Source organism: Rhizobium sp. G187, assembly GCF_051549525.1.
Lineage (GTDB): Bacteria > Pseudomonadota > Alphaproteobacteria > Rhizobiales > Rhizobiaceae > Allorhizobium.
In genome coordinates, this window is the sequence record NZ_JBPUGM010000004.1 from 259,784 (window position 1) to 281,073 (window position 21,290).

The following is a 21,290-nucleotide window of genomic DNA, read 5'->3' on the forward strand; positions in this document are numbered from 1 at the left end:
TCATGCTCAACCATATCAGACCCGCACTCACCCTCGTCATTGCCATGACCGCACTCACCGGTCTCGCCTATCCCTTGGCGATCAACGGAATTGCCCAGGCTGTCATGCCGGCCCAAGCCAATGGCAGCCTGATCGAACGCGACGGCAAGGTTATCGGCTCAAACCTGATCGGTCAGAATTTCACCTCCGACCGGTATTTCTGGCCACGCCCTTCGGCAACGGGGCCAGACTCCTATAACGCAGCAGCCTCCTCCGGCTCCAACCTCGGCACGACCTCGGTCAAGCTGAAGGAGCGCGTGGCGGCCGATGTCGCACGGCTGACCGCAACCGGCATCGCGCAGCCGGTACCAGGCGATGCCGTCACCACCTCCGGCTCCGGCCTCGACCCGCATATCTCGCCCGCCTTTGCAGAAGCGCAGGTGACGCGCGTGGCGCAGGCGAGGGATCTCCAGCCGGCAGTCGTTGCAACACTCGTCGAGCAGACGATCGAAAAACCCGACTTCGGCGTTATCGGCGAAGCCCGAGTCAATGTGCTAGAGCTCAATCTGGCGCTCGATGCCCTGAACAGATGAGTAGTTGATGGCGGATGACGACCGCAGGGACGACCGGCGTCCCGATCCCGATGCCCTGCTTGCCCTGGCGGATAAGGACCGCCGGGGCAAGTTGACCGTATTTCTGGGGGCCGCCCCCGGTGTCGGCAAGACCTATGCGATGCTGTCGCGGGCCAGACGCCTGAAGACGGATGGCACCGACGTCGTCGTCGGACTGGTCGAGACCCACGGTCGCGGCGAAACCGCAGCCCTGCTCGACGGCCTCGAGATCCTGCCTCGACGCAGGGTGGCTCATCGCGGCCGGATGCTCGAGGAGTTCGACCTCGATGCAGCCCTGGAAAGGCGTCCCCGCATCGTCATCGTCGACGAGCTCGCCCATTCTAACCCGGAAGACAGCCGCCATCCGAAGCGCCATCAGGATATCGAGGAACTGATCGCTGCCGGGATCGATGTCTGGACGGCCCTCAACATCCAGCATCTCGAAAGTCTCGCCGATCTCGTCGCCCAGATCACCGGCGTCACCGTGCGCGAACGGGTGCCCGACATCGTCCTCAAGCGTGCAGACGAGGTGCTGCTCGTCGACCTCGCGCCCTCGGAACTGATCGAGCGCCTTAAGGAGGGCAAGGTCTACCTGCCCGAAAGCGCCAACCGCGCGGTCGATCGCTTCTTCCGCCTCGGCAATCTGACGGCCCTGCGTGAACTTGCGCTGCGCCGCACCGCCGACCGCGTCGACGACCAGATGGTCGATTATCTCAAGCAGAATGCCATCGACGGCCCCTGGGCCACGGGTGAGCGCCTCATCGTCTGCGTCGGCTCGGATCCCCTGTCGGAGAAGGTGGTGCGGGTCGCGAGCCGCCTGGCCTCCGGTCTCAATGCGCCGTGGCTGGTTGTCTCGATCGAGCGGGCCGACCGGGAAGTCGAGACGCCGGAGCGCCTGCAGCGGATCGAGACGCTCTTCCGGCTCGCCGAACAGCTGGGCGCCGAAACACGACGCATCATCGGCAATGATTTCGTCGAGGAGATCCTCAAGCTCGCCCGCCGTGAGCACGCCACCCAGATCGTCATTGGCACGCGGAAACGAAGCCGATGGCAAAAGCTGTTTTCGCGATCCCTGCCCGATGCGCTGTCCCGAAAGGCGTCCGGCCTCGGCATCCACATTGTCACGCCTGACAATGCGGTCCGAGAACGGCGACACACCGCGTTCGAACCGCCAAAGCTGGCCGTCATCCAGCACGCCAGCGTGACAGCGCTTGGTCTGGTCGCCTTGACAACGCTTCTGGGCAAGGGAATCGACGCCTTCGTCGAGCTGCCGAATATCTCCCTGCTCTTCCTTCTCGCGGTTCTCGGTGCGTCTGTGATTGGAGGCTATGCGGCGGCCTTCCTCGCGGCAGCATTCTCCGCCCTCGCCTACAATTTCTTCTTCATCGATCCCGTCCACACCTTCACGATCGCAGCGCCACACGAGGTTTTCGCGCTCTTCGTTTTCCTGGCCGTCGCAATGATTGCTGGCGGCTTTGCCTCGCGCATTCGCGAACAGGCAGAGATTGCACGTATTCGCGCGACAGCACTGCAGTCGCTTTTCGACTTTTCCCGTAAGCTCGCGAGCACGGCCAAGGGCGAAGATGCAATCTGGCTCGCCGTTTCACAGCTGCAGGCAAGTCTCAGACGCAAAGTCGTGCTGCTGGTCCCCCGCGGCAGCGATCTCGGCCTCGCCGCCGCCTGGCCGCCCGATACCGAACTCGACGTCACGGACTTGACCGCCGCCCGCTGGAGCCATGACAAGCGCGAACCGGCCGGCCATGGTACAGGCACCCTTCCGAACAGCCGCTTCGAGTTCCGCCCTCTGCTCGGACCACACGGCATCGTCGGTGTCTGCGGCATTGAACATGTGGGCAAGCGGCTTGACCTCAACGCCGAACGCTCGCTGACAGCGATCCTCGATCAGACGGCCATTGCGTTCGACCGCGCCCGCCTTGCCGACGAAACTGTCGAGCAGGCAGCAAGGCTGGAAGGCGAGCGCTACCGTGAAGCGCTGCTGTCTTCGATCTCGCACGACTTGCGCACGCCGCTCGCGACGATAACGGGCGCCGTTACCGGCCTTCGCCAACTCGGCGAACGGATGACGCCGGAAAACCGCGACGACCTTCTGCAGTCGATCGAGGAGGAAAGCGGCCGCATGAGCCGTTTCATCGCCAACCTCCTCGACATGACCCGGATCGAGGCAGGCACGCTCAAGCCGAAACGTGACTGGGTCGATGTCGCCGATGTCGTGCAGTCGGCCGTCGAGCGGACCCGCAAGCATGCGCCGGGACGACTGATCGAGATCGGGCTTGCAGCGGACTTGCCGCTGATAAGGGGCGATAGCGTGCTCTTGGGTCAGGTGCTGTTCAACCTCCTGGACAATGCCGTGAAATACGGCGGCGAAGAGCCGATCAACGTTTATGCCCGCCGTGACGGCAAGGACGTGCTGATTTCGGTGACCGATCTTGGACGTGGCATCCCCCCCGAAGATCTGGACCGCATCTTTGAAAAATTCTATCGCAGGGGTAAGCCTGACGGCCGTGCACCCGGAACAGGCCTTGGCCTTTCCATTGCCCGAGGCTTTGTCGAGGCAATGGAGGGCACGATCCATGCGGAAAGCCCGGCACTGAAGAGGCGCGGCACGCGGATCATCATGCGTTTCCGGCAAGCCGAAAAGACGTCTAGGACAGAGCCGAAATGATCCAGTCCCGCATCCTCGTTGTCGACGACGAACCCCAGATCCAGCGTTTTCTCAAGCCTTCCCTGACCGCAGCCGGCTACGAGGTGCTGGAAGCGGGCACCGGCGCGGAAGCATTGAAATCCGTGGCCACCCAAGCCCCCGACCTCGTCATCCTTGATCTTGGCCTGCCGGACATGGACGGCAAGGAGGTGATCGCGAGCCTCCGAGGCTGGTCGGACATCCCGATTATCATCCTGTCCGCGCGCGATCGGGAGAGCGAAAAAATTGCGGCGCTCGATCTCGGCGCCGACGACTATGTCGAGAAGCCCTTCAGTATCGGCGAACTGACGGCCCGCATGCGCACCGCGCTGCGCCATCGCGGACGCCGGGAAGCCATCCCGACGGTAATGGAGGTTGATGGCCTGACGATCGATCCGGTCAGACGTCTCGTATTACGCGCCGGTGAGACCGTGCATCTGACGCCAAAGGAATATGATCTGCTGCTGTTGCTGGCTCGACATGCCGGCCGCGTTGTCACCCATCGAACCTTGCTGACATCGGTCTGGGGACCGGCCCACGGCGACGATCTGCATTATCTGCGCGTCTTCATCGGCCAGTTGCGCCAGAAGATCGAACGGGACCCGACAGAACCCCGGATCGTACGCACCGAACCCGGCGTGGGTTATCGGATGACCGAGCCGGATTGAGGCTTCAGCGGACGAGACAAGTCGGCCCGCAACGCCGACAGGGGCGGTGCGGGCCTGAAGTTTCAGCGCGACAACGGTATCAGGCAGCCTGACGACGGCCAGGCTGGCGCGACGCCGTGCCAGCGGAACCGGCACCGCGCATTTCGAAGCGCTCAAGCAGCTGCGAGAGACGCGCACTTTCTTGCGCCAGGGTCGCTCCAGCCGCATTCATCTCTTCTACCATGGCCGCATTCTGCTGGGTCATCTGATCCATACGATTGACCGATGTGTTGATTTCGGAGAGCCCCGAAGCCTGCTCCTTGGCAGCCGTGGCAATCGCTTCCATATGCTGATTGATTGCTGTCACGAGATCGGCAATCTCACTTAGGCCGGCACCGGTATCATTGACAAGATTGACGCCCTGCGTCACCGCAGCCTCGGAGTTCCCGATCAGGAGCTTGATCTCCTTGGCCGCATTGGCCGAGCGTTGTGCAAGCTCGCGCACCTCCTGAGCAACGACGGCAAAGCCCTTGCCTGCATCACCGGCGCGTGCGGCCTCAACACCCGCATTCAGCGCCAGAAGGTTCGTCTGGAAGGCGATTTCGTCGATCACACCGATGATGTTGGTGATCTGGCTGGACGCCATTTCAATCTTCTTCATCGCTTCCACGGCGTTCGACACGACTTCACTGGACGACGACGCACGCGTGCTGGCATGCCGCACGATCTCGCGGGCTTCGCTTGCCCGTTCCGAGGTCTGCTTGACGTTGGTGGTCACTTCCTCAAGTGCGGCGGCCGTTTCCTCAAGCGAGGCCGCCTGCTGCTCCGTGCGCTTCGACAGCTGATCGGATGCCATCGAGATTTCGCCACTGCCACTGCGAACGCTGAGTGCGGATTGGCTGACACCTTCCAGCGCATCGCGAAGCTGGCGAACCGAGCTGTTGAAGTCGTGACGAAGGGATTCGAACTGCGCGCTGAATACCTCGTTGATCTCGCAAGCGAGGTTCCCCGACGCCAAAGCCTGCAGGCCGCGGGCAAGCCCCGAAGTCGCCTGCGTCAGACGCTCTTCCGCTTCGCGCTCGGCCTTCTCCTGGAACGCAATCCGCTCCACTTCAGCCGTTTTGCGGCTTTCCTCGGCCTCGGCCTCCAGCGTCTTGTTGTGAAGGGCCGCCTCCTTGAACACCTCAACGGCACGCGCCATTTCACCGATCTCGTCCGAACGGTCGGATGCCGGAACAGCAACAGCCAGATCGCCACCCGCCAGTTTGCGCATGACACTTGTCAGCTGTGCGATCGGATTGGCGATGCGGAAGATGACCATCAGGATGCCGGCGATCGACAGCGCGAGCGTCATCACCATTGCAACGCCGTAGATCAGGATCGATTGGGTCGAGGACGCTACATTGGCGGCCGTGACGACATTCATCTGATCAAGCGACTTCTGCGCGATGTCGGCAAGCGAGGCCTGCGCGGGTGCTGCCGGCTTGCGCCATGCATCAACCGCCATGTCCATCGGCTGGCCAGCTTCGAAAGCCGCCAGCGCAGCCGCCTTCTGCTCTGCATAGGCGCCGCCGAAATAGGTGCTTTCGGCAACCTTGTACTGCTCGACGATCGACGCCGGGACGGAGGGACCCTTGACGATCTGCGACACGAGATTCCATGCAAATCCGACCTTGCCGTCGTGAACAGCGATTTCCGAGAGCTTGGCCGCACTGAGCGGCTCCTTGGCAATGATTGCACCAACCAGCGTCGAGTTCGCCGAACCGCCATAGGTACGCATGGACCAGCCAAGCGCACGAAGCTGCGTGAACATCATCAGTTGCGGATTGCGTGCCGCAATGACGACTTCCACGGCATTCGACGCTGCCTCGAGATCGGCCAGCATTTGATCGGCAAGCGCCAGCACCTGTTTCGTCAGGTCCGGGTCGCGGCTTGCGACCGGCTTCTGAAACGCCGCGTCGATCTGGGAACGAAACGAAACCCACCGTCCATAGGCATCCATCAGGGGGACAATGGACCGGCTGAGCTCGTCAGAGCCGATTTCCTCTGACAATGCCTTCACGGCATCGAATGCGGGATCCACTGCCTTACGGCCTTCCTGAAGGTTCGTCAGGCTTGACTGGATATCTGCCGGCTCGAGCTTGGAGGCAGAGGACGCCGCGCCACGCTCACCGCGCAGGCCGAGCAGCGCATCAAACAGCCGGGCGTCAAGCTGTGCGAGTTGTGACAGTTCTGTCGAACTGCGATAAACCGCGACCTCCTGCAGCAAGAGACGCCCGACGAGGCCAATAACCGCCAGGCTCAAGGCCGCAAAGGCCAGAATGAGAGTATGTTTGATGGATATTTTCATAAGGGTTCCCAAGACGCTGCCTGCTTGACCGAAGCCTCATACGCCACGGGCAAATCATACAAGTTTGAACCAACTTGTCATGATGAGATAAAAAGTCGATTAACCGAAGCGGGCGCTGGCGTCGGAATGGATCGGGACATTGACGTTTCCGACAGCACATCCACCAAACCGGAATGATTTTCTGCAAGAACGAGCCACAATTTCCGGCATATCGAAAGACCGGGGACAGAAACCCCATATGCGCCCTCTGCGATCCGCCTTCACTCGGTTCGCTGATTGCGGGTATGCCATGCTTTGAACGCTGCTATGCTAGGAGCCGAATGGCTTGATCCGCAGTCTGCCGCCCAACGTAGTCAGTTTGTACTCACGATGCGGGGCATGACGTTTTGAATACACATCCTTCTGCCAGGGCTGATGCGCAGTTCCCGCTTAAACGAGCGTCGGCGCTTGCGCGGCTTGACGCATTCGCGCCAGTCGCAGGCGCCGCTTATGGCAAACTGAGAAATCTCGACCGTGGGCCTGGGCAACACGAACATGTCTCGCGACTTTCAGCGAGCCTGAGACGCCGCGTGATAAGCGAGGTGGATATCATCGAAAGAGTGTTGTCTCTGCACGGGCTTGGGCACGCGGAAAAATTCATCAGCGAAATCTTCTGGCGGACCTACTGGAAAGGCTGGCTTGAACAGCGCCCCAGCCTCTGGCTCGACTATCAGCGTCTGGTCGAGAAGGACATGCAATCACTTGAGGCTGATGGTACAAGATCGCGCCGTTACCGAGACGCCACGGAAGCGCGCACCGGGATCGATTGTTTCGATGGGTGGACCATGGAACTCCTGTCAACCGGGTATCTGCACAATTGGTCACGGATGCAGTTTGCATCGATCTGGATCTTCACGCTTGGCCTGCCATGGGCGCTTGGAGCCGAGTTCATGCGGCTCCACCTCATCGATGGGGACCCGGCTTCCAACACCCTGTCCTGGCGCTGGGTCGCGGGGCTTCATACGATTGGAAAAGCCTATCTGGCGGATGCCGAGAAAATAAAGGCGATGACAAACGGACGGTTTGCGCCTGTAGGTCTGGCCCGACAGGCGCGAATTCCGATCGAAGAGATCGTCGTTCCCGCACCGTCATTACCACGACCGGCACCCCGCGTGGACGAGAAAGTTGAGAGCCTGCTCTTGCTGTCTGTCGAGGATCTTTCACTCGAGACCCTTCCGGAGATATCGGGCCTGCAGGTATCCGCCATTGCTTATCTCACGGGCACGGATCCCTATGACAGCGCCGCACTCGATGATGCGGTTTTGCGGGCCCAAGCTCGTTGGCCGAACGCCGAACGCCTGGGAGCGTATTCAGACGCAACGACCGCCGCCGCGCGCGCTCAAGGCTGCCGCCAGGTGGTGACAGGCTTTGTCACTGTCGGACCAACCGTGCCGCACGCCGAAACGGTCAGACGATCTGCGGAGCAACACCAGATGACATGGACCGAGCATATCAGGGCATGGGATCGTCACGCCTGGCCGCATTGCCGAAAGGGCTTTTTTGCACTCAAGGAGAAGATCCCGGCACTGCTGCGGTCTGCGGGGCTGACGGCATGACCCAACTGGTCAAGGTGTGGTTTGATAGCAGCTGCCCTCTTTGCCTGCGCGAAATCGCGCTGATGCGACGGCTCGATCGCAAAAATGCGATCCAGTTCATTGACGCCTGCGATCCGACAAACGCCTGCCCCCTGGACCGCGCTGAGATCCTTGCTCGCTTCCATGCAGAGGCGAACGGCGTGCTCTATTCCGGTGCTGCGGCTTTCGCGGCCATGTGGCGGGCAATCCCCATTCTGCGCCCGCTTGGCCTGATCGCCGGCTGGGCACCGATGACACCACTCTTTGAACGCGCCTATCGCGGCTTTTTGCGCATTCGCCCCCGTTTGCAGGCGCTATTGCGATGAAAGATCCCCGTTACAGTCCCGTCAGAACCTCCCGTCTTGGTCGCCTTGCGACGCTTGGACAAATGGCGGGTGGCGTGGCGACCGGCATCATGTCCGAGGGGCTGCGGCGGCTTGCACAGGGGGAAAGGCCGCAACTTTCCGATCTCATCTTAACACCGGCCAATGCGCATAAGGTCACGGAGCATCTCTCGCGCATGAGGGGGGCGGCGATGAAACTTGGCCAGATGCTCTCGCTTGATGTCGGCGAAATCTTGCCTGCGGAACTGCAGGCGATTCTCGCGCAATTGAGAAATCACGCGCATATCATGCCACCGGCCCAGCTGGAGCAGGTGATGCGATCGGCCTGGGGCACAGACTGGCGCCGCCATGTGTCGCGCTTCGACACGCATCCTCTGGCCGCCGCCTCAATCGGACAGGTGCATCGCGCCACTCTGCGGTCAGGCGAAGAGGTGGCCGTCAAGGTTCAGTACCCGGGGGTGGCTGCCAGCATCGATTCCGACATCGACAATGTCGCGACACTGCTGCGCATCTCAGGCCTCCTGCCGCAGAGACTGGATATTACACCCCATCTCTCCGAGGCGAAAAGGCAACTGCGTGAGGAAGCGGATTATCTGCGTGAGGCCGCGCAGATGCAGCAGTACCGCGTCCTGTTGTCAAACGATCCGCGCTTCCTTGTCCCCCAACCGATCGAGGCATTGCTCACCCCGACAGTGCTGCCGATGACTTTCATGGCGGGAACGCCGATCGAGACCGTGTTGCTGCAGAGCGCGCCGGAACGCGATGCAGCAGCCACGGCATTGATCGAACTTGTCCTGAAGGAGCTTTTCGATTTCGGGCTGATGCAAACCGATCCCAATTTCGCCAACTACCGCTGGCAACGGGAGACGGGCAAGATCGTGCTTCTCGATTTTGGCGCGACGCGTTCGCTCACGCCGCCCAGCGTCGATGCCTATCGCAACCTTCTGAGAGCGGGTTTGACCGGCAAGGCAGCGCCGGTCCACCAGGCGCTGGTTGCCATGGGCTTCCTGACCCCTCAGCAGCTTTCGAAACACGGCAGGGATATTGATGAGCTAATCGGGCTTCTTCAGCACAGGCTCGAAACACCGGTTTTCGACTTTTCCGACCGTCAGATCATTGCGTCTCTGCGGGACAAGGCAACTGTTCTGATCGGCGACCGGGCAACCTGGGGCCTGCCCTCCCCTGACGGGCTGTTCATTCAGCGCAAGATCGCCGGAATGGTGCTCCTCAACATGAACATCCAAGCGCGTCTTCCGCTTCGTTCGCTTCTTGAACGATACGCCTGAACGTGAAGCCTCATTCACAGATGAGCCTTCACCGATGACCAACTTTTCCCACTATTTCTGACCCGCCCAGGATGCATGGACGGAACGTCTGAACTGATGTCAGGCATGGCCGAGCAAGCTTCCAGGTATCCAGGAGTGTGCCGCACCCCCTGCCATTTCGTCGGCACACCCAGCCGATACGTCACGGGCATGAAGCCATAGGCCTCCAGGGGTTCAGACTGAAAACCGGGCTGGCGCAAAGAGCGCCGCCCTGGCGAATCCGCATGGAATGCCAATACGATGCGGAACTTTAAGCACGCAATCGTGTTGTTGCTCCGAGGCCTGACAACTAGGTCCGCTAAAGAGGAAAACCCATGAAAAAGATGATTTTCGCGGCGGCGCTCGTGTGCGCCTCGGCAGTGTCTGCCTATGCCCAGACCACAACCGTTCCAGCAACGGACGGCGACACGCCAGCGGTTGCAACACCTGACACCCCGAACGCTCCAGCTCCGGTGGAAGGCGCGAATTCCTTCACTGAGGCACAGGCCAAAGAGCGCATCGAGGCGGCTGGCTACACTGCCGTTACCGATCTCAAGCTCGATGACAAGGGCGTCTGGCAGGCGACAGCCACAAAGGACGGCAAGTCCATGTCTGTCGCCATGGATTACCAGGGCAACATTGTCTCGAAATAAGCGCGGAAACGCAGAGAAAGGTCATTCCCATGAAAACTGTTACCGGACTTTTTGACACCTATACCGACGCAAGCTCGGCCGTCAGCGCATTGGAAGCCCGCGGCATTCCATCGGACGATATCAGTATTGTGTCCAACAACGCGGACAACCGCCATAAGCACGGCGACAATGACAGCGCTGCCGCTGAAGGTGCCGGAACGGGTGCTGGCATCGGAGCCGTCGTCGGCGGCGCAGGCGGCCTTCTGACGGGCCTTGGCATCATGGCCATCCCAGGCGTCGGCCCCGTGGTTGCAGCAGGTTGGCTGGCTGCCACTGCGGCAGGCGCTCTTGCCGGCGCGGTTGCCGGCGGTGCAGCCGGTGGCCTGATCGGTGCACTCACCGATTCCGGCGTCTCCGAAGAAGACGCCCATGTCTACGCGGAAGGTGTCCGCCGCGGCGGTACGCTCGTCACCGCAAGGGTGGAGGACAACCAGGAAGCGGAAGCCCAGGCGATTCTGAAGCAGTCCAACTGGGTCGACCCGACGGTACGACGTCAGGCCTATTCGGAACAGGGCTGGACGAAGTTTGACCATTCGGCTGAGCCTTACGGTCCGGCAGAAATCGAAAAGGAACGCGACCGGTACCGCGTTCGCCCCCTGTAAGGGATAAAGCGGAGGATCGGCAATAACCGATCCTCCGCCTTGCATTTGTGCACTGCAGCATTATTTTAGCAAAAGGGATGTCGGTTGGCTTTCCGGAACACCAGAAGGTCACCCATGCGAAGCATCAATGATACCATCGAGCGATTGGCTCGTTACCGAACCCAAGTTCAGGGCTCCGCTCATCAGCCAAGCATGCTGACCAGGCTGGAGGGGTCCTTCCCCAATCCCGGCCAGCTCACAGGCTGGTATAGAATGCCCGACAGTCCGCAAATATCGCCACCCCTCGTCGTCGTCCTCCATGGATGCACCCAGACAGCGGCTGCCTATGATCACGGATCAGGTTGGTCTAGGCTTGCCGACGACTACGGATTTGCAGTTCTGTTTCCGGAACAGTCCAGGCAGAATAATGCCAATCTGTGTTTCAACTGGTTCCAGAGCGATGACGTGAGCCGCGATAAGGGCGAGGCTCATTCCGTCCGCCAGATGATCGCCCAGATGGTCGGACATCACGGGGTCGATCCAAGCAGGATCTTCGTGACCGGTCTATCGGCCGGGGCGGCCATGGCAAATGCGCTTCTTGCATCCTACCCCGACGTATTCGCCGGTGGCGCAATCATTGCAGGCCTGCCCTTTGGCGTTGCCTCGACAGTGCCGGAAGCGTTCGACCGCATGCGCGGTCATGGGCTTCCATCAACAGCAACGCTCGACGCCAAGCTCAAGAGCGCTTCGCAACATGAAGGGCCATGGCCAACCGTCTCCGTCTGGCATGGAACCAGTGACAACACTGTTGTGGAAGCGAACGCCCAGGCGATCATTGATCAATGGCGAGGCGTTCACGGTATCGACGCAAGCGCAAGCCACACGCAAATCGTAGATGGCCACAGACTGGAAACCTGGAAAGACATGTCAGGCCGCAACGCCATCGAGCACTACAGGATTTCCGGAATGAGCCACGGGACCCCCATCGATACGACATCCGGATACGGCAACGCCGCTGCGCATATGCTCGATGTCGGCATTTCATCAACGGTGCACATTGCGCGCAGTTGGGGACTGACGCCGTCGTTCGAGCGAAGAGACATGCCACTCGCCTCGGATGGCGCACGCCAAGCGGGCACGAAACCAGCAACACCGCAAAGAACCGATGGCATTCAGGATGTCATCGAGAATGCTTTGCGGGCCGCAGGCCTGATGAAATAAACGCTAGCCACCTGCCCGCATGAACCCGGTTTCATGCGGGCAATTGGCCAACCGCGTCCGGTGAACAGGCAGCGGTATGGGCGAGGACAAGCCCGGGGCGTCGCGCTTTGCCGCTCGCACGGCTATCGTCCGCCCTCACAGTGCAAAGCGCTCCCAGGTCCAAAATAGTGCAACACCGCAGCCACCAATACCCACGGGTCGGACCACCACGCTTCTGCCTCCAACATGTCGCGCTACCCAGCCGAATACGAAGTGGCCCCCCATTGAAACCCAGCAGCGGCAACGCCCAAAGCCGCCTTTGGGCGCCGACGATCATATCTTCCGTGATGTGCGTCTTGCGCCCGGATTGGAACCTGATCCGCTCAAGGCCAAAGAGACGTCACAATGCAGTTTGCGATGTGCAGATCGAGGACATCATCATGTCGTCCGCCATGGCTGCATGATCGCCCGTGAGGCAGCACAGGCTCGGTGAGAGAGCGACCAGGAAGAAGGCTGTGGCGCTCGTGCCGAGGATGCGGCTCATCCAGCCTTTGCTGGCGGGCTCTTCCGGAGGTTCCTCGGCAGCAACCGTCTCTACGTCGGCCGGCTTACCAACAACCGCGCCAAACTTCTCAAAGAAATCGCCAGCCAGTTTCTTCGCAGTGCTGTCGATCAGCCTGCTACCCATCTGCGCCAGCTTGCCCCCGATTTCGGCTTTGACGGTGTAGTTCAGGATCGTTGCGTCACCATCCGGGTCGAGGGTGACTTTGGCTCCACCCTTCGCAAAACCGGCCATGCCGCCCGAGCCCTCGCCCGAGATCGTGTAACCGTTCGGTGGATCGAGATCGGACAGGGTCACAGTGCCGGCAAAGCTCGCCTTCACCGGACCGATCCTCAGCGTAACCTTGGCAACCATCTCGGTTTCGGATGTCTTTTCGATGGTTTCGCAGCCGGGTATGCACTGGCGCAAGATGTCGACATCGTTCAGTGCCGCGTACACCACCTCGCGCGACGCCTCGATGCGTTGTGATCCGTTCATATCCATGACTGTTCTCCCATTGTCAGTTTCTCTGGCCGCGTCGACGGATCTCGATCATTTCCGCCACGATCGAGAAGGCAATTTCATCAGGCGTGATGGAGCCGAGGTCGAGACCGGCTGGCGAGCGAATGGCATCCATGGCCCCGACATCCAGCCCCGCAGCTTCCAGATCGCGTCTCAGTGCCGCAAATTTTTTGCGCGAACCGACAAAGCCGGTATAGCGGCTCTTTGTGCCGAGAACCGCTTTCAGCGCAGCACTGTCGCCGCGCCCTTGAGTGGCGATGACGATAAAGCCATGTTGCGAACCATCGGTCGGCAGCTCGAAACCATCGACCATCCGGTCTGCGGTGCCAAAAGCTGCATGATCGGCAAGCGGCGCACAGACAGTAACGAAAAAACCCATGCGACGGGCGATGTCGGCAAGGGCCGCAGCCACCGGGGACGCCCCGAGAATGGCAAGATGCGGACGCGGCAGAACAGGTTCAACGAACACATCCATCGTACCCTGGCTCGGGCACATGTTGCGTGCGTAGAGCACGCCGTCTCTGACGTCTCCGGCTTTCACCTGCTGCACATCGAGCAGATCTTCAGGCTGGATACTGATGAGCCGGGGCTGACCGTCGCGGATGGCGTCACTCGCGGCCCGGAGCACGGCCCCACGAGCGCAACCGCCGCCGATCCAGCCGGCGGAAATACTTCCGTCCGCCAGCACAACAGCCTTGGCACCCGCCTTTGCGGCCGTCACCGAGACCGTACGGACGACGGTCGCAATGGCGAACGGTTCGCCCCGAGCCTTGGTCAAACTGACCAGATCGAGAATATCGGATGCTTCCTGCATGCTCAGATCCTCGCCAGATAGGGTTCGAGCGCCTTCAGGCTCTCCAGGTTATGCGCCGGTGCAAAGAGATCGACAAACGGAAGCGCTGCCTGCATACCGGCAGCCTCAGGGGCATAGCCCTGCCAGCCGATCATCGGGTTCAGCCAAGCGATCCGCCGGCACCGGCGGCGGAGCGCCTGCATCTCATCGCCGAGCCGTTCGGCCGGTCCCGTGTCATAGCCGTCCGACACGATCATGACGCAGGTGCGCGAATGGATCCAGCGTTTCGCATGCCATTTGTTGAAGGTTGCCAGACTGTCGCCGATGCGGGTGCCGCCGCCGGTGCCCTGCCCCATCAGTGCCATGCGCTCGACCGCGCGCTCCGGATCGCGCTCCCGCAGCGCCGGCGAGATATGAACCAGCCGCGTGTGAAAGAGGAATGCCTCGGCCTCCTGAAAAGCGTCGAGCACGCCATGCATGAAGCGCAGGAACACCGCAGAGTAGAGGCTCATCGATCCGGAACCGTCGAGAAGCACGACGAGCCGCAACGGCTTTTCCCGACGTTTCCGGAAGACGAGCTGCATCGGCGTGCCGCCATTCGCAATGCTCTTGTGGATGGTGCGCCTGAGATCGAGCCTTTGGCCACGCGGGCGCGGCCGCATGCGCCGCATCATCCGTGCGCGCATTGAAAGCGCCAGTCGCTCAGCCAGACGATGCGCTTCGGCGAGATCGTCCGGATGCGTCAGGTGCCGGAAATCGGTTTTGCCCAAGAACTCGGCGCGTGACGCTCCGTCGCGCCGGGTCTCGCCCGTCTCAACAACCTCTGCCCCCTCACCGCGCTGGACATGATCGGCGTGTTCCTGCTGACCTTGGCCACGCGCACCGGACGCCGCGGCCTGCACTCCATCAGGGGCCTTCTGCGGCGCGCCCGACATCCGGGTAGCGGACTTCATCCCGCGCTTAAGCCAGAAGGCATCGAAAATCTCGTCGAACTTCGTCCAATCCGAGTGTCGACTGCAAAACAGCGACCTGAGCGCCGGGCGAAGCCGCGACGGGCGTCTTGCAGTGTCTCCGCTGATCACTGTCAGCGCGTCGCGATACTCCGCAAGACCGACGATGAAACCGTTGTCGCGCAGGAGAGCCGCAAAGCCCGCAAGCTTCGTGCGCATCAGCTCGCCCAGTTCAGGCTCGGTCTTACGCAGCGCGCTCATCTCACGCCACCTTTCCGAGCAGTCGCTCGGTGACTTGACGCGTCATGCGGGCCTTATCCTCGGCCGTCTTGATCAAACACATGAGCGTCTCATGAACCGCTTCGGGTTCGTCATGCAGCTGCCGGATCTCGAGGCCGGCAAGCGTTGCGGCCCAATCGAGCGTCTCGGCCACGCCCGGCGTCTTGCGCAGGTCTTCCTTGCGGATGAGGCTCACCATGGAGGCGATCTGTAACGCCAACGCCGCATCAATACCCGGCAGTCGCGACAGGATGATCCGCGCTTCGCGGTCGACATCGGGAAAATCGACATAGTGGTAGAGGCAACGCCGCCTGAGCGCGTCCGACAGTTCGCGGGTCCCGTTGCTCGTCAGGATAACCCGCGGAATGGTCATGGCCGTCACGGTTCCGAGTTCCGGTATCGACACCTGGAAATCCGACAGAAGCTCCAGCAGAAAGGCCTCGAACTCCTCGTCTGCCCGGTCGACCTCATCAATCAGCAGAACCGGTGCCTTTGCCTGCCGGATGGCGGCAAGGAGAGGCCGTTCAAGCAGATATTTTTCGGAAAATATGGCCTCTTCGACTTCGTCGGCATCGGCGCCTTCACGCGCCTTGATCGCCAGCAATTGCCGCTGGTAGTTCCATTCATAGAGGGCCGAGCTCTGATCCAGCCCTTCATAGCACTGCAACCGGATCAGCTTGGTATCATGTGCGAGCGCCAAGGCGCGTGCGACCTCCGTCTTGCCAACACCCGCCTCACCTTCCAGAAGCAGCGGCCGTGACAGGCTATCCATCAGCCACAGCGCGGTCGACAGGTCGCGATCGGGAACATACCCGACCGCGGCCATCTGCGCGGCAATTTTCTCCTGTGGAAGCGCCACTGCCATCGACTGATCCGTGCTTATCCGTGCAACCCGAGACGTTCACCCACCTTCCACAGCCGCCAGGCATCATGCGGCATCTGGATGTGACCGGCATCGAGGAAGGCATAGGCATCGTTGACCGCGTTGGAGAAACACGGCACGCCGCCGACATGGGGGCTTTCCCCGACCCCCTTGGCGCCGATTGGATGATGTGGCGATGGCGTGACGGTAAAATCCGTTTCCCACTTCGGCGTCTCGACCGCGGTCGGAAGGAAGAAGTCCATGAAGGACGCCCCCATCACATTGCCCATCTCGTCGTAGCGGATTTCCTGGCCCATGGCACAGGCAAAGGCTTCGGTCAGCCCGCCATGCACCTGCCCCTCGATGATCATCGGGTTGATGCGCGTCCCGCAATCATCCAGCGCGTAGAAGCGCCGTGTCTTGGCGACGCCCGTATCGACGTCGATATCCATGACACAGAAATAGGCGCCGAAAGGATAGGTCATGTTCGGCGGCTCGTAATAATTGACCGCCTCAAGGCCGGGCTCAAGGTTCGGAGGCGGCGCATTATAGGCCGACCAGGCGATCTCCTTCATCGTCTTGAACTTCTCCGGCAGGCCCTTGACCCGGAAGCGGTCGATATCCCACTCCAGGTCACCCTCATGCACTTCGAGCATATGGGCGGCGATCATCTGCGCCTTGGCCTTGATCTTGCGAGCGGCGACGGCGGTGGCCGCACCCGCGACCGGGGTCGAGCGCGAACCATAAGTCCCGAGACCATAGGGTGCGGTATCGGTATTGCCTTCCTCGATCATGATGTCGTCGGCGGGAATGCCGAGTTCGGTTGCGATGATCTGGGCATAGGTCGTCTCGTGACCCTGGCCCTGGCTCTTGGTGCCCATTCGGGCAATCACGGAGCCGGTCGGATGGATGCGGATCTCGGCGCTGTCAAACATCGCGATGCCGAGAATATCGCAGTTCTTGGCCGGACCGGCACCGACGATTTCCGTAAAGAAGGAAATGCCGATGCCCATGATCTCCCGTGTCTCGCCGCGCTTGAAAGCCTCCCGCTTTTCCGCCTGCTCGGCCCTGAGAGCGGTATAGCCAATGGCATCCATCGCCTTCTTCATGGCGGTGTGATAGTCGCCGCTGTCATATTCCCAGCCGAGCGCCGAGTGATAGGGAAACTGCTCGGGCTTGATGAAGTTCTTGATCCGCAGTTCGGCCGCATCCATGCCAAGCTTCTGGGCCAGCACTTCGATGGCGCGCTCGATGGCAAATACCGCCTCCGTCACCCGGAACGAACAGCGATAGGCCACGCCGCCTGACGCCTTGTTTGTGTAGACACCATCGACGACCAGATGCGCGACCGGAATGTCGTAGGAGCCGGTACAGATGTTCATGAAACCGGCCGGCCACTTGGACGGATCGGCGCAGGCATCGAAGGCGCCATGATCGGCCAGCACATGCACGCGCATGCCGAGGATCTTGCCGTCCTTGGTGGCAGCCAGTTCCGTGGTCATGTGATAATCGCGGGCAAAGGAGGTGGTGGAGAGGTTCTCCATGCGGTCCTCCACCCATTTGACCGGCACACCCAGCACGATCGAGCCGACGACAGAGCAGACATAGCCCGCATATGCGCCGACCTTGTTGCCGAAACCGCCGCCGATATCGGGTGCGATCACATGGATCTTGTGCTCCGGCAGGCCCGAGATCAGCGAGACCACGGTGCGGATGACATGCGGCGCCTGGAAGGTGCCCCAGAGCGTCAGTTCCCCCTTGACCTTGTCGAACGAGGCGACCGACTGGCAGGTTTCGAGTGGCGACGGATGGGTGCGGTGATCGACCAGCATTTCCTTTATGGTGACATCCGCATTGGCAAAGACGTCGTCGGTTGCCTGCTTGTCGCCGATCTGCCATTCGAAAATATGGTTGGGATGTTTGCGCGGCCCGTGCGCACCCACCATCTTGTCCTTGATGTCCTCGCGCAGGATCGGCGCGTCCGGCAGCATTGCCTTGAACGGGTCGACGATGCAGGGCAGCGCTTCATAGACGACATCCACCAGCTCGGTCGCATCAGAGGCAATATAGCGATCCTCTGCAATGACAAAGGCGACTTCCTGGTTTTGGAACAGCACTTTCTCTTCAGCCAGAACCGCCTGCACGTCACCGGCAAGCGTCGGCATGTAGTGCAGGCCGAGCGGCTTCAGATCCGCCGCCGTCAGCACCGCGATCACTCCCGGCAGCGCCTTGGCCCGCGACGTGTCGATGCTGACGATGCGTGCATGGGCATGCGGCGAGCGGACGAAATCGCCGAACAGCATGCCCGGCAACTTCAGGTCATCGACATAGGAGCCCTTGCCCTGCGTAAAGCGGACGTCCTCGACGCGCTTGCGCTTGCACCCCATGCCCTGCAGTTTTTCGGTCCGCTCTGCGCGATCGATATCGATCTTGACTTGCTCGTTCATTCCGCGGCCTCCTGAAACGGTGTTCCATTGATCTTGGCCGCCGCATACTGGATGGCCTTCACGATGTTCACATAGCCGGTGCAGCGACAGAGATTACCGGCGATCCCATTGCGGATTTCGTCCTCGGTCGGATTGGCATTTTCCTGAAGCAGGCGATGCGCGCGCAGGATCATGCCCGGCGTGCAGTAGCCACATTGCAGGCCATGCATCATGCGGAAACCCTCCTGCAGAGCGCTCAGCGTTCCGTCAGGATTGGCGACGCCCTCGATTGTGGTGATACTGGCGCCGTTGGCCTGCACCGCGAAGGTCATGCAGCTCTTCACCGACATGTCATCCATATCAACCGTGCAGGCGCCGCAGTGGCCGGTGTCGCATCCGATATGGGCACCTGTCAGGTTCTGCTGCTCGCGCAGGAAGTGGATCAGCAGGGTGCGCGGCTCAACGAGAGCCTCGACAACCTTGCCATTGATGGTGACTTTGATATGCGATTTGGTCATTGGTTCCCCCCTCAGACGGTGGCGCGGACGCGGGCCCGCTCGAGAGCGCGGCGCAGCATGATACCGGCCATCTTGGTCCGGTATTCGGCAGGACCACGCATGTCGGATGCCGGATTGGTGATGGCCTCCGCCGCCGCGACCGCCGTATTGACGGTGGACGCGTCGAGCGTGCTGCCCACCAGGATCCTTGCCGCCTCGGCGGCCCAGAGCGGCGTTTCCGAGACATTGGTCAGACCGATCGAAGCACTGGTGCAGGTCCCGGATGCCATGGTGATGACCACGGCTGCCGCCGCAGTCGCATAGTCTCCGACCTTTCGCTTGAGCTTTTCATAGCCGTAGCCATGACCCGCCGGGGGAATGGGGATACGGATCGCGGTCAGGATCTCACCTGGCGCAAGCGCCGTCTCATAGGCGCCGAGATAGAAATCTCGCGATGGCACCTGACGGGTGCCGCCTGTGCCGGTCAGCTCATAGCTCGCCCCAAGACATTGCATCAGAGCCGGCATGTCATTGCCCGGATCGCCATTGGCGCAGTTGCCGCCGATCGTCCCCTTGTAGCGGATCTGTGGGTCAGCAATGACCAGGGCGGTCTCACGCAAAATCGGAACGAGTTCGGCGAGCAAAGCGCTGGTGATGACCGAATACTGCGTCGTCATCGCACCGATGACGACATCCGCACCCACAACCTCCACATGCCGCAGTCCTTCAATCGCCGAAAGGTCCACCAGATGCTCGGGCGCCGCCAGCCGGGTCTTCATCAACGGTATCAGACTGTGACCGCCAGCCAGCGGTCGGGCATCCTCGCCGAGTTGCTCCAACAGCGCGACAGCGCTTTCGACCGTCGTTGGCCGGTGGTAATCGAATGTACCTGGTATCATCCGCCGCTCCTCCCAAAGCTTCGTTCCGAACGACGCAAGACCACACCTCCTGGGTCGATCGTCGAGTTCGTACAGCAGGCGATGAATGCGCCCTGCAAACAACGAGAAGCACACCAATCGCCCCGATTTGCACGAAATGCGGAGTGGCTTGCACGAAATGCGGCAGGGAAGCTGACTTAACGATCGTCGGTTGAGCCGGTGTCCATCGACGCCTTGAAGGCCGCGAGCTCAGAGCGAAAGGCCGTCAATTTCGACCGGCTGACTGGCACCGTGCGTCTGACGGGCGTGTCCAGTTCGACAACGCCGGAATCGCCCGCCTTTTTGATGCGGATGACGAAGAAGAGATTGACGATATAGCTGCGATGGATCCGGGAGAATATCGTCTCGGGAAGGCGCGCTGCGATCTCAGAGATCGACAACGGACAGAAGAAGTCGTCACGACCATTGAAGATATAGGTGTAGTGCGCGTTCGAATGAACCGACGCAATGTCATCCGCTGCAATGTGGAAACGCTTGCCGTTCTTTTCGATCGGAAGCAAAAGGTCGCCCACGGACGGGATCGGGGCAGACGACGCGGCAACTTCGGGCAGCTCGACAGTTTCCACTGCGACCCGCGTGAGGTGCTGCTCAGCCAGTTTTCTCGAGGTTTGTGGGGGAGTGCCCAACTGCGAACCTGCCCCAAGAGGAGCATTGGGCACAGCATGCGCTTCGCGCCAGACAGTCTCTCTGCGCGCATCCATTGCCTCTGCTGGGATCAGCGCCAGCATGAACACGGCCGAAATGCTGCAGGCGACGACGCTGACAATGGCCGCCAATATGTCTCCGGAGATCAGGGAAGTCGTGTTGGCAACCTCTGCGGCGGACGGATGCAGTGTCGTACCGGCCATTGCTATATAATGCATGCCCGATACCGCGCAGCCGAGCACCACAGCACAGAGAAAGAGCGGCGGCCGCCTTTCGGCGGAAAAGGCGAGCCAGAGCGCAAGACCGGATGCAGCGATGGCAATAGCAATGCTGGCGAGCGTGTAGACCGGATCATGCGTGAGATGAAAGACCGAATGCACAGCCGTCATGCCAACATAGTGCATCATGGTAATGCCGATACCCATGAGCACAGCGGCGATCACCAGCAGGCGCTGTGACCTCAGGCTAGCGAGATAGATGGCAACGCCCGTGACGAGACTGCAAATCAGGAATGAGAGAAGCGTGGGCACGACAGCATAGTCGATCGGGACTGCGGTGGTGATTGCCAGCATGCCAATGAAATGCATGCTCCAGATGCCGACCGCGAGCGTCATCGCCGAGCCGGCGATCAGCAGGCGGCGGCGGTTGGCAAAGGCGCTGGGGATCAAGAGCGCGAGGCTGATGCCCACATATCCGGCCTGGATCGCCACCACCACCGAAAGGGCGACAAGGATCGGGCTGTAGCTGAACGATGAGGTGAGTTCCGTCATGGCTGTCTCTGCAAACTTCGGGCATTCAGATTTACCGCTCATGTG

The 21,290-nt window shown here is 61.0% G+C and carries 18 protein-coding genes; 9 read left to right on the top strand and 9 right to left on the bottom strand.

What is annotated here, in order from left to right; translation table 11 throughout:
- The first annotated feature begins 2 nt into the window (after window positions 1-2).
- From kdpC to ACSV9I_RS13770, 3 genes are read left to right on the top strand one after another with little or no spacing between them, the layout of a single operon-like run.
- Window positions 3-572, top strand: a complete 570-nt coding sequence (gene kdpC, locus ACSV9I_RS13760; protein ID WP_438329363.1) for a potassium-transporting ATPase subunit KdpC — start codon at window positions 3-5, stop codon at window positions 570-572.
- Window positions 573-579: 7 nt separating this feature from the next.
- A complete protein-coding gene (locus tag ACSV9I_RS13765) occupies window positions 580-3,273 on the top strand; it encodes a DUF4118 domain-containing protein (RefSeq protein WP_438329365.1) in 2,694 nt (897 codons plus the stop codon).
- Window positions 3,270-3,959 (top strand): response regulator, encoded by a 690-nt coding sequence (locus ACSV9I_RS13770; protein WP_438329367.1) that lies wholly within the window; start codon window positions 3,270-3,272, stop codon window positions 3,957-3,959. Before ACSV9I_RS13765 ends, ACSV9I_RS13770 begins: the two co-directional genes overlap by 4 nt.
- 79 nt (window positions 3,960-4,038) lie before the next feature.
- On the opposite strand, the gene ACSV9I_RS13775 is transcribed toward ACSV9I_RS13770, so the two are convergent.
- Window positions 4,039-6,288 (bottom strand): methyl-accepting chemotaxis protein, encoded by a 2,250-nt coding sequence (locus ACSV9I_RS13775; protein ID WP_438329368.1) that lies wholly within the window; start codon window positions 6,286-6,288, stop codon window positions 4,039-4,041.
- Between the two features lie 581 nt (window positions 6,289-6,869).
- Between ACSV9I_RS13775 and ACSV9I_RS13780 the strand changes: the two genes are divergently transcribed.
- From ACSV9I_RS13780 to ACSV9I_RS13805, 6 genes are all read left to right on the top strand, one after another.
- Window positions 6,870-7,883, top strand: a complete 1,014-nt coding sequence (locus tag ACSV9I_RS13780) for an FAD-binding domain-containing protein (protein WP_438329370.1) — start codon at window positions 6,870-6,872, stop codon at window positions 7,881-7,883.
- Entirely contained in the window at window positions 7,880-8,227 is a 348-nt protein-coding gene (locus ACSV9I_RS13785; protein WP_438329372.1) for a thiol-disulfide oxidoreductase DCC family protein, read from the top strand. Before ACSV9I_RS13780 ends, ACSV9I_RS13785 begins: the two co-directional genes overlap by 4 nt.
- Window positions 8,224-9,531, top strand: a complete 1,308-nt coding sequence (locus ACSV9I_RS13790) for an ABC1 kinase family protein (protein ID WP_438329373.1) — start codon at window positions 8,224-8,226, stop codon at window positions 9,529-9,531. The genes ACSV9I_RS13785 and ACSV9I_RS13790 overlap by 4 nt, the downstream gene beginning before the upstream one ends.
- 353 nt (window positions 9,532-9,884) lie before the next feature.
- A complete protein-coding gene (locus ACSV9I_RS13795; protein ID WP_054158025.1) occupies window positions 9,885-10,202 on the top strand; it encodes a PepSY domain-containing protein in 318 nt (105 codons plus the stop codon).
- 29 nt (window positions 10,203-10,231) lie between these two features.
- Window positions 10,232-10,843 carry a general stress protein gene (locus ACSV9I_RS13800; protein ID WP_054158026.1) on the top strand — a complete coding sequence of 204 codons (612 nt, stop codon included), beginning with the start codon at window positions 10,232-10,234 and terminating at the stop codon, window positions 10,841-10,843.
- 114 nt (window positions 10,844-10,957) lie between these two features.
- Window positions 10,958-12,043 carry an extracellular catalytic domain type 1 short-chain-length polyhydroxyalkanoate depolymerase gene (locus tag ACSV9I_RS13805; protein WP_438329375.1) on the top strand — a complete coding sequence of 362 codons (1,086 nt, stop codon included), beginning with the start codon at window positions 10,958-10,960 and terminating at the stop codon, window positions 12,041-12,043.
- A 379-nt stretch (window positions 12,044-12,422) separates the two neighbouring features.
- Here the strand turns inward: ACSV9I_RS13805 and ACSV9I_RS13810 are convergent, their stop codons facing one another.
- The 8 genes from ACSV9I_RS13810 to ACSV9I_RS13845 form a co-directional block, all read right to left on the bottom strand.
- The gene (locus ACSV9I_RS13810; RefSeq protein WP_054158028.1) at window positions 12,423-13,067 is read right to left on the bottom strand and encodes an SRPBCC family protein; all 645 of its coding nucleotides are present in this window, start codon (window positions 13,065-13,067) and stop codon (window positions 12,423-12,425) included.
- A 16-nt stretch (window positions 13,068-13,083) separates the two neighbouring features.
- Window positions 13,084-13,899 (bottom strand): XdhC family protein, encoded by an 816-nt coding sequence (locus ACSV9I_RS13815; protein ID WP_438329377.1) that lies wholly within the window; start codon window positions 13,897-13,899, stop codon window positions 13,084-13,086.
- 2 nt (window positions 13,900-13,901) lie between these two features.
- The gene (locus ACSV9I_RS13820; RefSeq protein ID WP_438329379.1) at window positions 13,902-15,089 is read right to left on the bottom strand and encodes a vWA domain-containing protein; all 1,188 of its coding nucleotides are present in this window, start codon (window positions 15,087-15,089) and stop codon (window positions 13,902-13,904) included.
- Window position 15,090: 1 nt separating this feature from the next.
- Entirely contained in the window at window positions 15,091-15,972 is an 882-nt protein-coding gene (locus ACSV9I_RS13825; protein WP_438329381.1) for an AAA family ATPase, read from the bottom strand.
- Window positions 15,973-15,986: 14 nt separating this feature from the next.
- Window positions 15,987-18,416, bottom strand: coding sequence for an aerobic carbon-monoxide dehydrogenase large subunit (locus tag ACSV9I_RS13830; RefSeq protein ID WP_054158032.1), 2,430 nt, complete (start codon window positions 18,414-18,416; stop codon window positions 15,987-15,989).
- Window positions 18,413-18,913 (bottom strand): (2Fe-2S)-binding protein, encoded by a 501-nt coding sequence (locus ACSV9I_RS13835; protein ID WP_054158033.1) that lies wholly within the window; start codon window positions 18,911-18,913, stop codon window positions 18,413-18,415. The genes ACSV9I_RS13830 and ACSV9I_RS13835 overlap by 4 nt, the downstream gene beginning before the upstream one ends.
- A gap of 11 nt (window positions 18,914-18,924) precedes the next feature.
- Window positions 18,925-19,791: an FAD binding domain-containing protein gene (locus ACSV9I_RS13840; RefSeq protein ID WP_438329383.1), complete on the bottom strand. Its 867-nt coding sequence runs from the start codon at window positions 19,789-19,791 to the stop codon at window positions 18,925-18,927.
- A gap of 176 nt (window positions 19,792-19,967) precedes the next feature.
- Window positions 19,968-21,245, bottom strand: a complete 1,278-nt coding sequence (locus tag ACSV9I_RS13845) for an MHYT domain-containing protein (protein WP_438329384.1) — start codon at window positions 21,243-21,245, stop codon at window positions 19,968-19,970.
- Between the last annotated feature and the right edge of the window lie 45 nt (window positions 21,246-21,290).

Bases quoted from the DNA above. Each gene is read 5' to 3' on its own strand.
- kdpC (WP_438329363.1), top strand. From the start codon at position 3: ATGCTCAACCATATCAGACCCGCACTCACCCTCGTCATTGCCATGACC.
- ACSV9I_RS13765 (WP_438329365.1), top strand. From the start codon at position 580: ATGGCGGATGACGACCGCAGGGACGACCGGCGTCCCGATCCCGATGCC.
- ACSV9I_RS13770 (WP_438329367.1), top strand. From the start codon at position 3,270: ATGATCCAGTCCCGCATCCTCGTTGTCGACGACGAACCCCAGATCCAG.
- ACSV9I_RS13775 (WP_438329368.1), bottom strand. From the start codon at position 6,288: ATGAAAATATCCATCAAACATACTCTCATTCTGGCCTTTGCGGCCTTG.
- ACSV9I_RS13785 (WP_438329372.1), top strand. From the start codon at position 7,880: ATGACCCAACTGGTCAAGGTGTGGTTTGATAGCAGCTGCCCTCTTTGC.
- ACSV9I_RS13790 (WP_438329373.1), top strand. From the start codon at position 8,224: ATGAAAGATCCCCGTTACAGTCCCGTCAGAACCTCCCGTCTTGGTCGC.
- ACSV9I_RS13795 (WP_054158025.1), top strand. From the start codon at position 9,885: ATGAAAAAGATGATTTTCGCGGCGGCGCTCGTGTGCGCCTCGGCAGTG.
- ACSV9I_RS13800 (WP_054158026.1), top strand. From the start codon at position 10,232: ATGAAAACTGTTACCGGACTTTTTGACACCTATACCGACGCAAGCTCG.
- ACSV9I_RS13805 (WP_438329375.1), top strand. From the start codon at position 10,958: ATGCGAAGCATCAATGATACCATCGAGCGATTGGCTCGTTACCGAACC.
- ACSV9I_RS13810 (WP_054158028.1), bottom strand. From the start codon at position 13,067: ATGGATATGAACGGATCACAACGCATCGAGGCGTCGCGCGAGGTGGTG.
- ACSV9I_RS13815 (WP_438329377.1), bottom strand. From the start codon at position 13,899: ATGCAGGAAGCATCCGATATTCTCGATCTGGTCAGTTTGACCAAGGCT.
- ACSV9I_RS13820 (WP_438329379.1), bottom strand. From the start codon at position 15,089: ATGAGCGCGCTGCGTAAGACCGAGCCTGAACTGGGCGAGCTGATGCGC.
- ACSV9I_RS13825 (WP_438329381.1), bottom strand. From the start codon at position 15,972: ATGGCAGTGGCGCTTCCACAGGAGAAAATTGCCGCGCAGATGGCCGCG.
- ACSV9I_RS13830 (WP_054158032.1), bottom strand. From the start codon at position 18,416: ATGAACGAGCAAGTCAAGATCGATATCGATCGCGCAGAGCGGACCGAA.
- ACSV9I_RS13835 (WP_054158033.1), bottom strand. From the start codon at position 18,913: ATGACCAAATCGCATATCAAAGTCACCATCAATGGCAAGGTTGTCGAG.
- ACSV9I_RS13840 (WP_438329383.1), bottom strand. From the start codon at position 19,791: ATGATACCAGGTACATTCGATTACCACCGGCCAACGACGGTCGAAAGC.
- ACSV9I_RS13845 (WP_438329384.1), bottom strand. From the start codon at position 21,245: ATGACGGAACTCACCTCATCGTTCAGCTACAGCCCGATCCTTGTCGCC.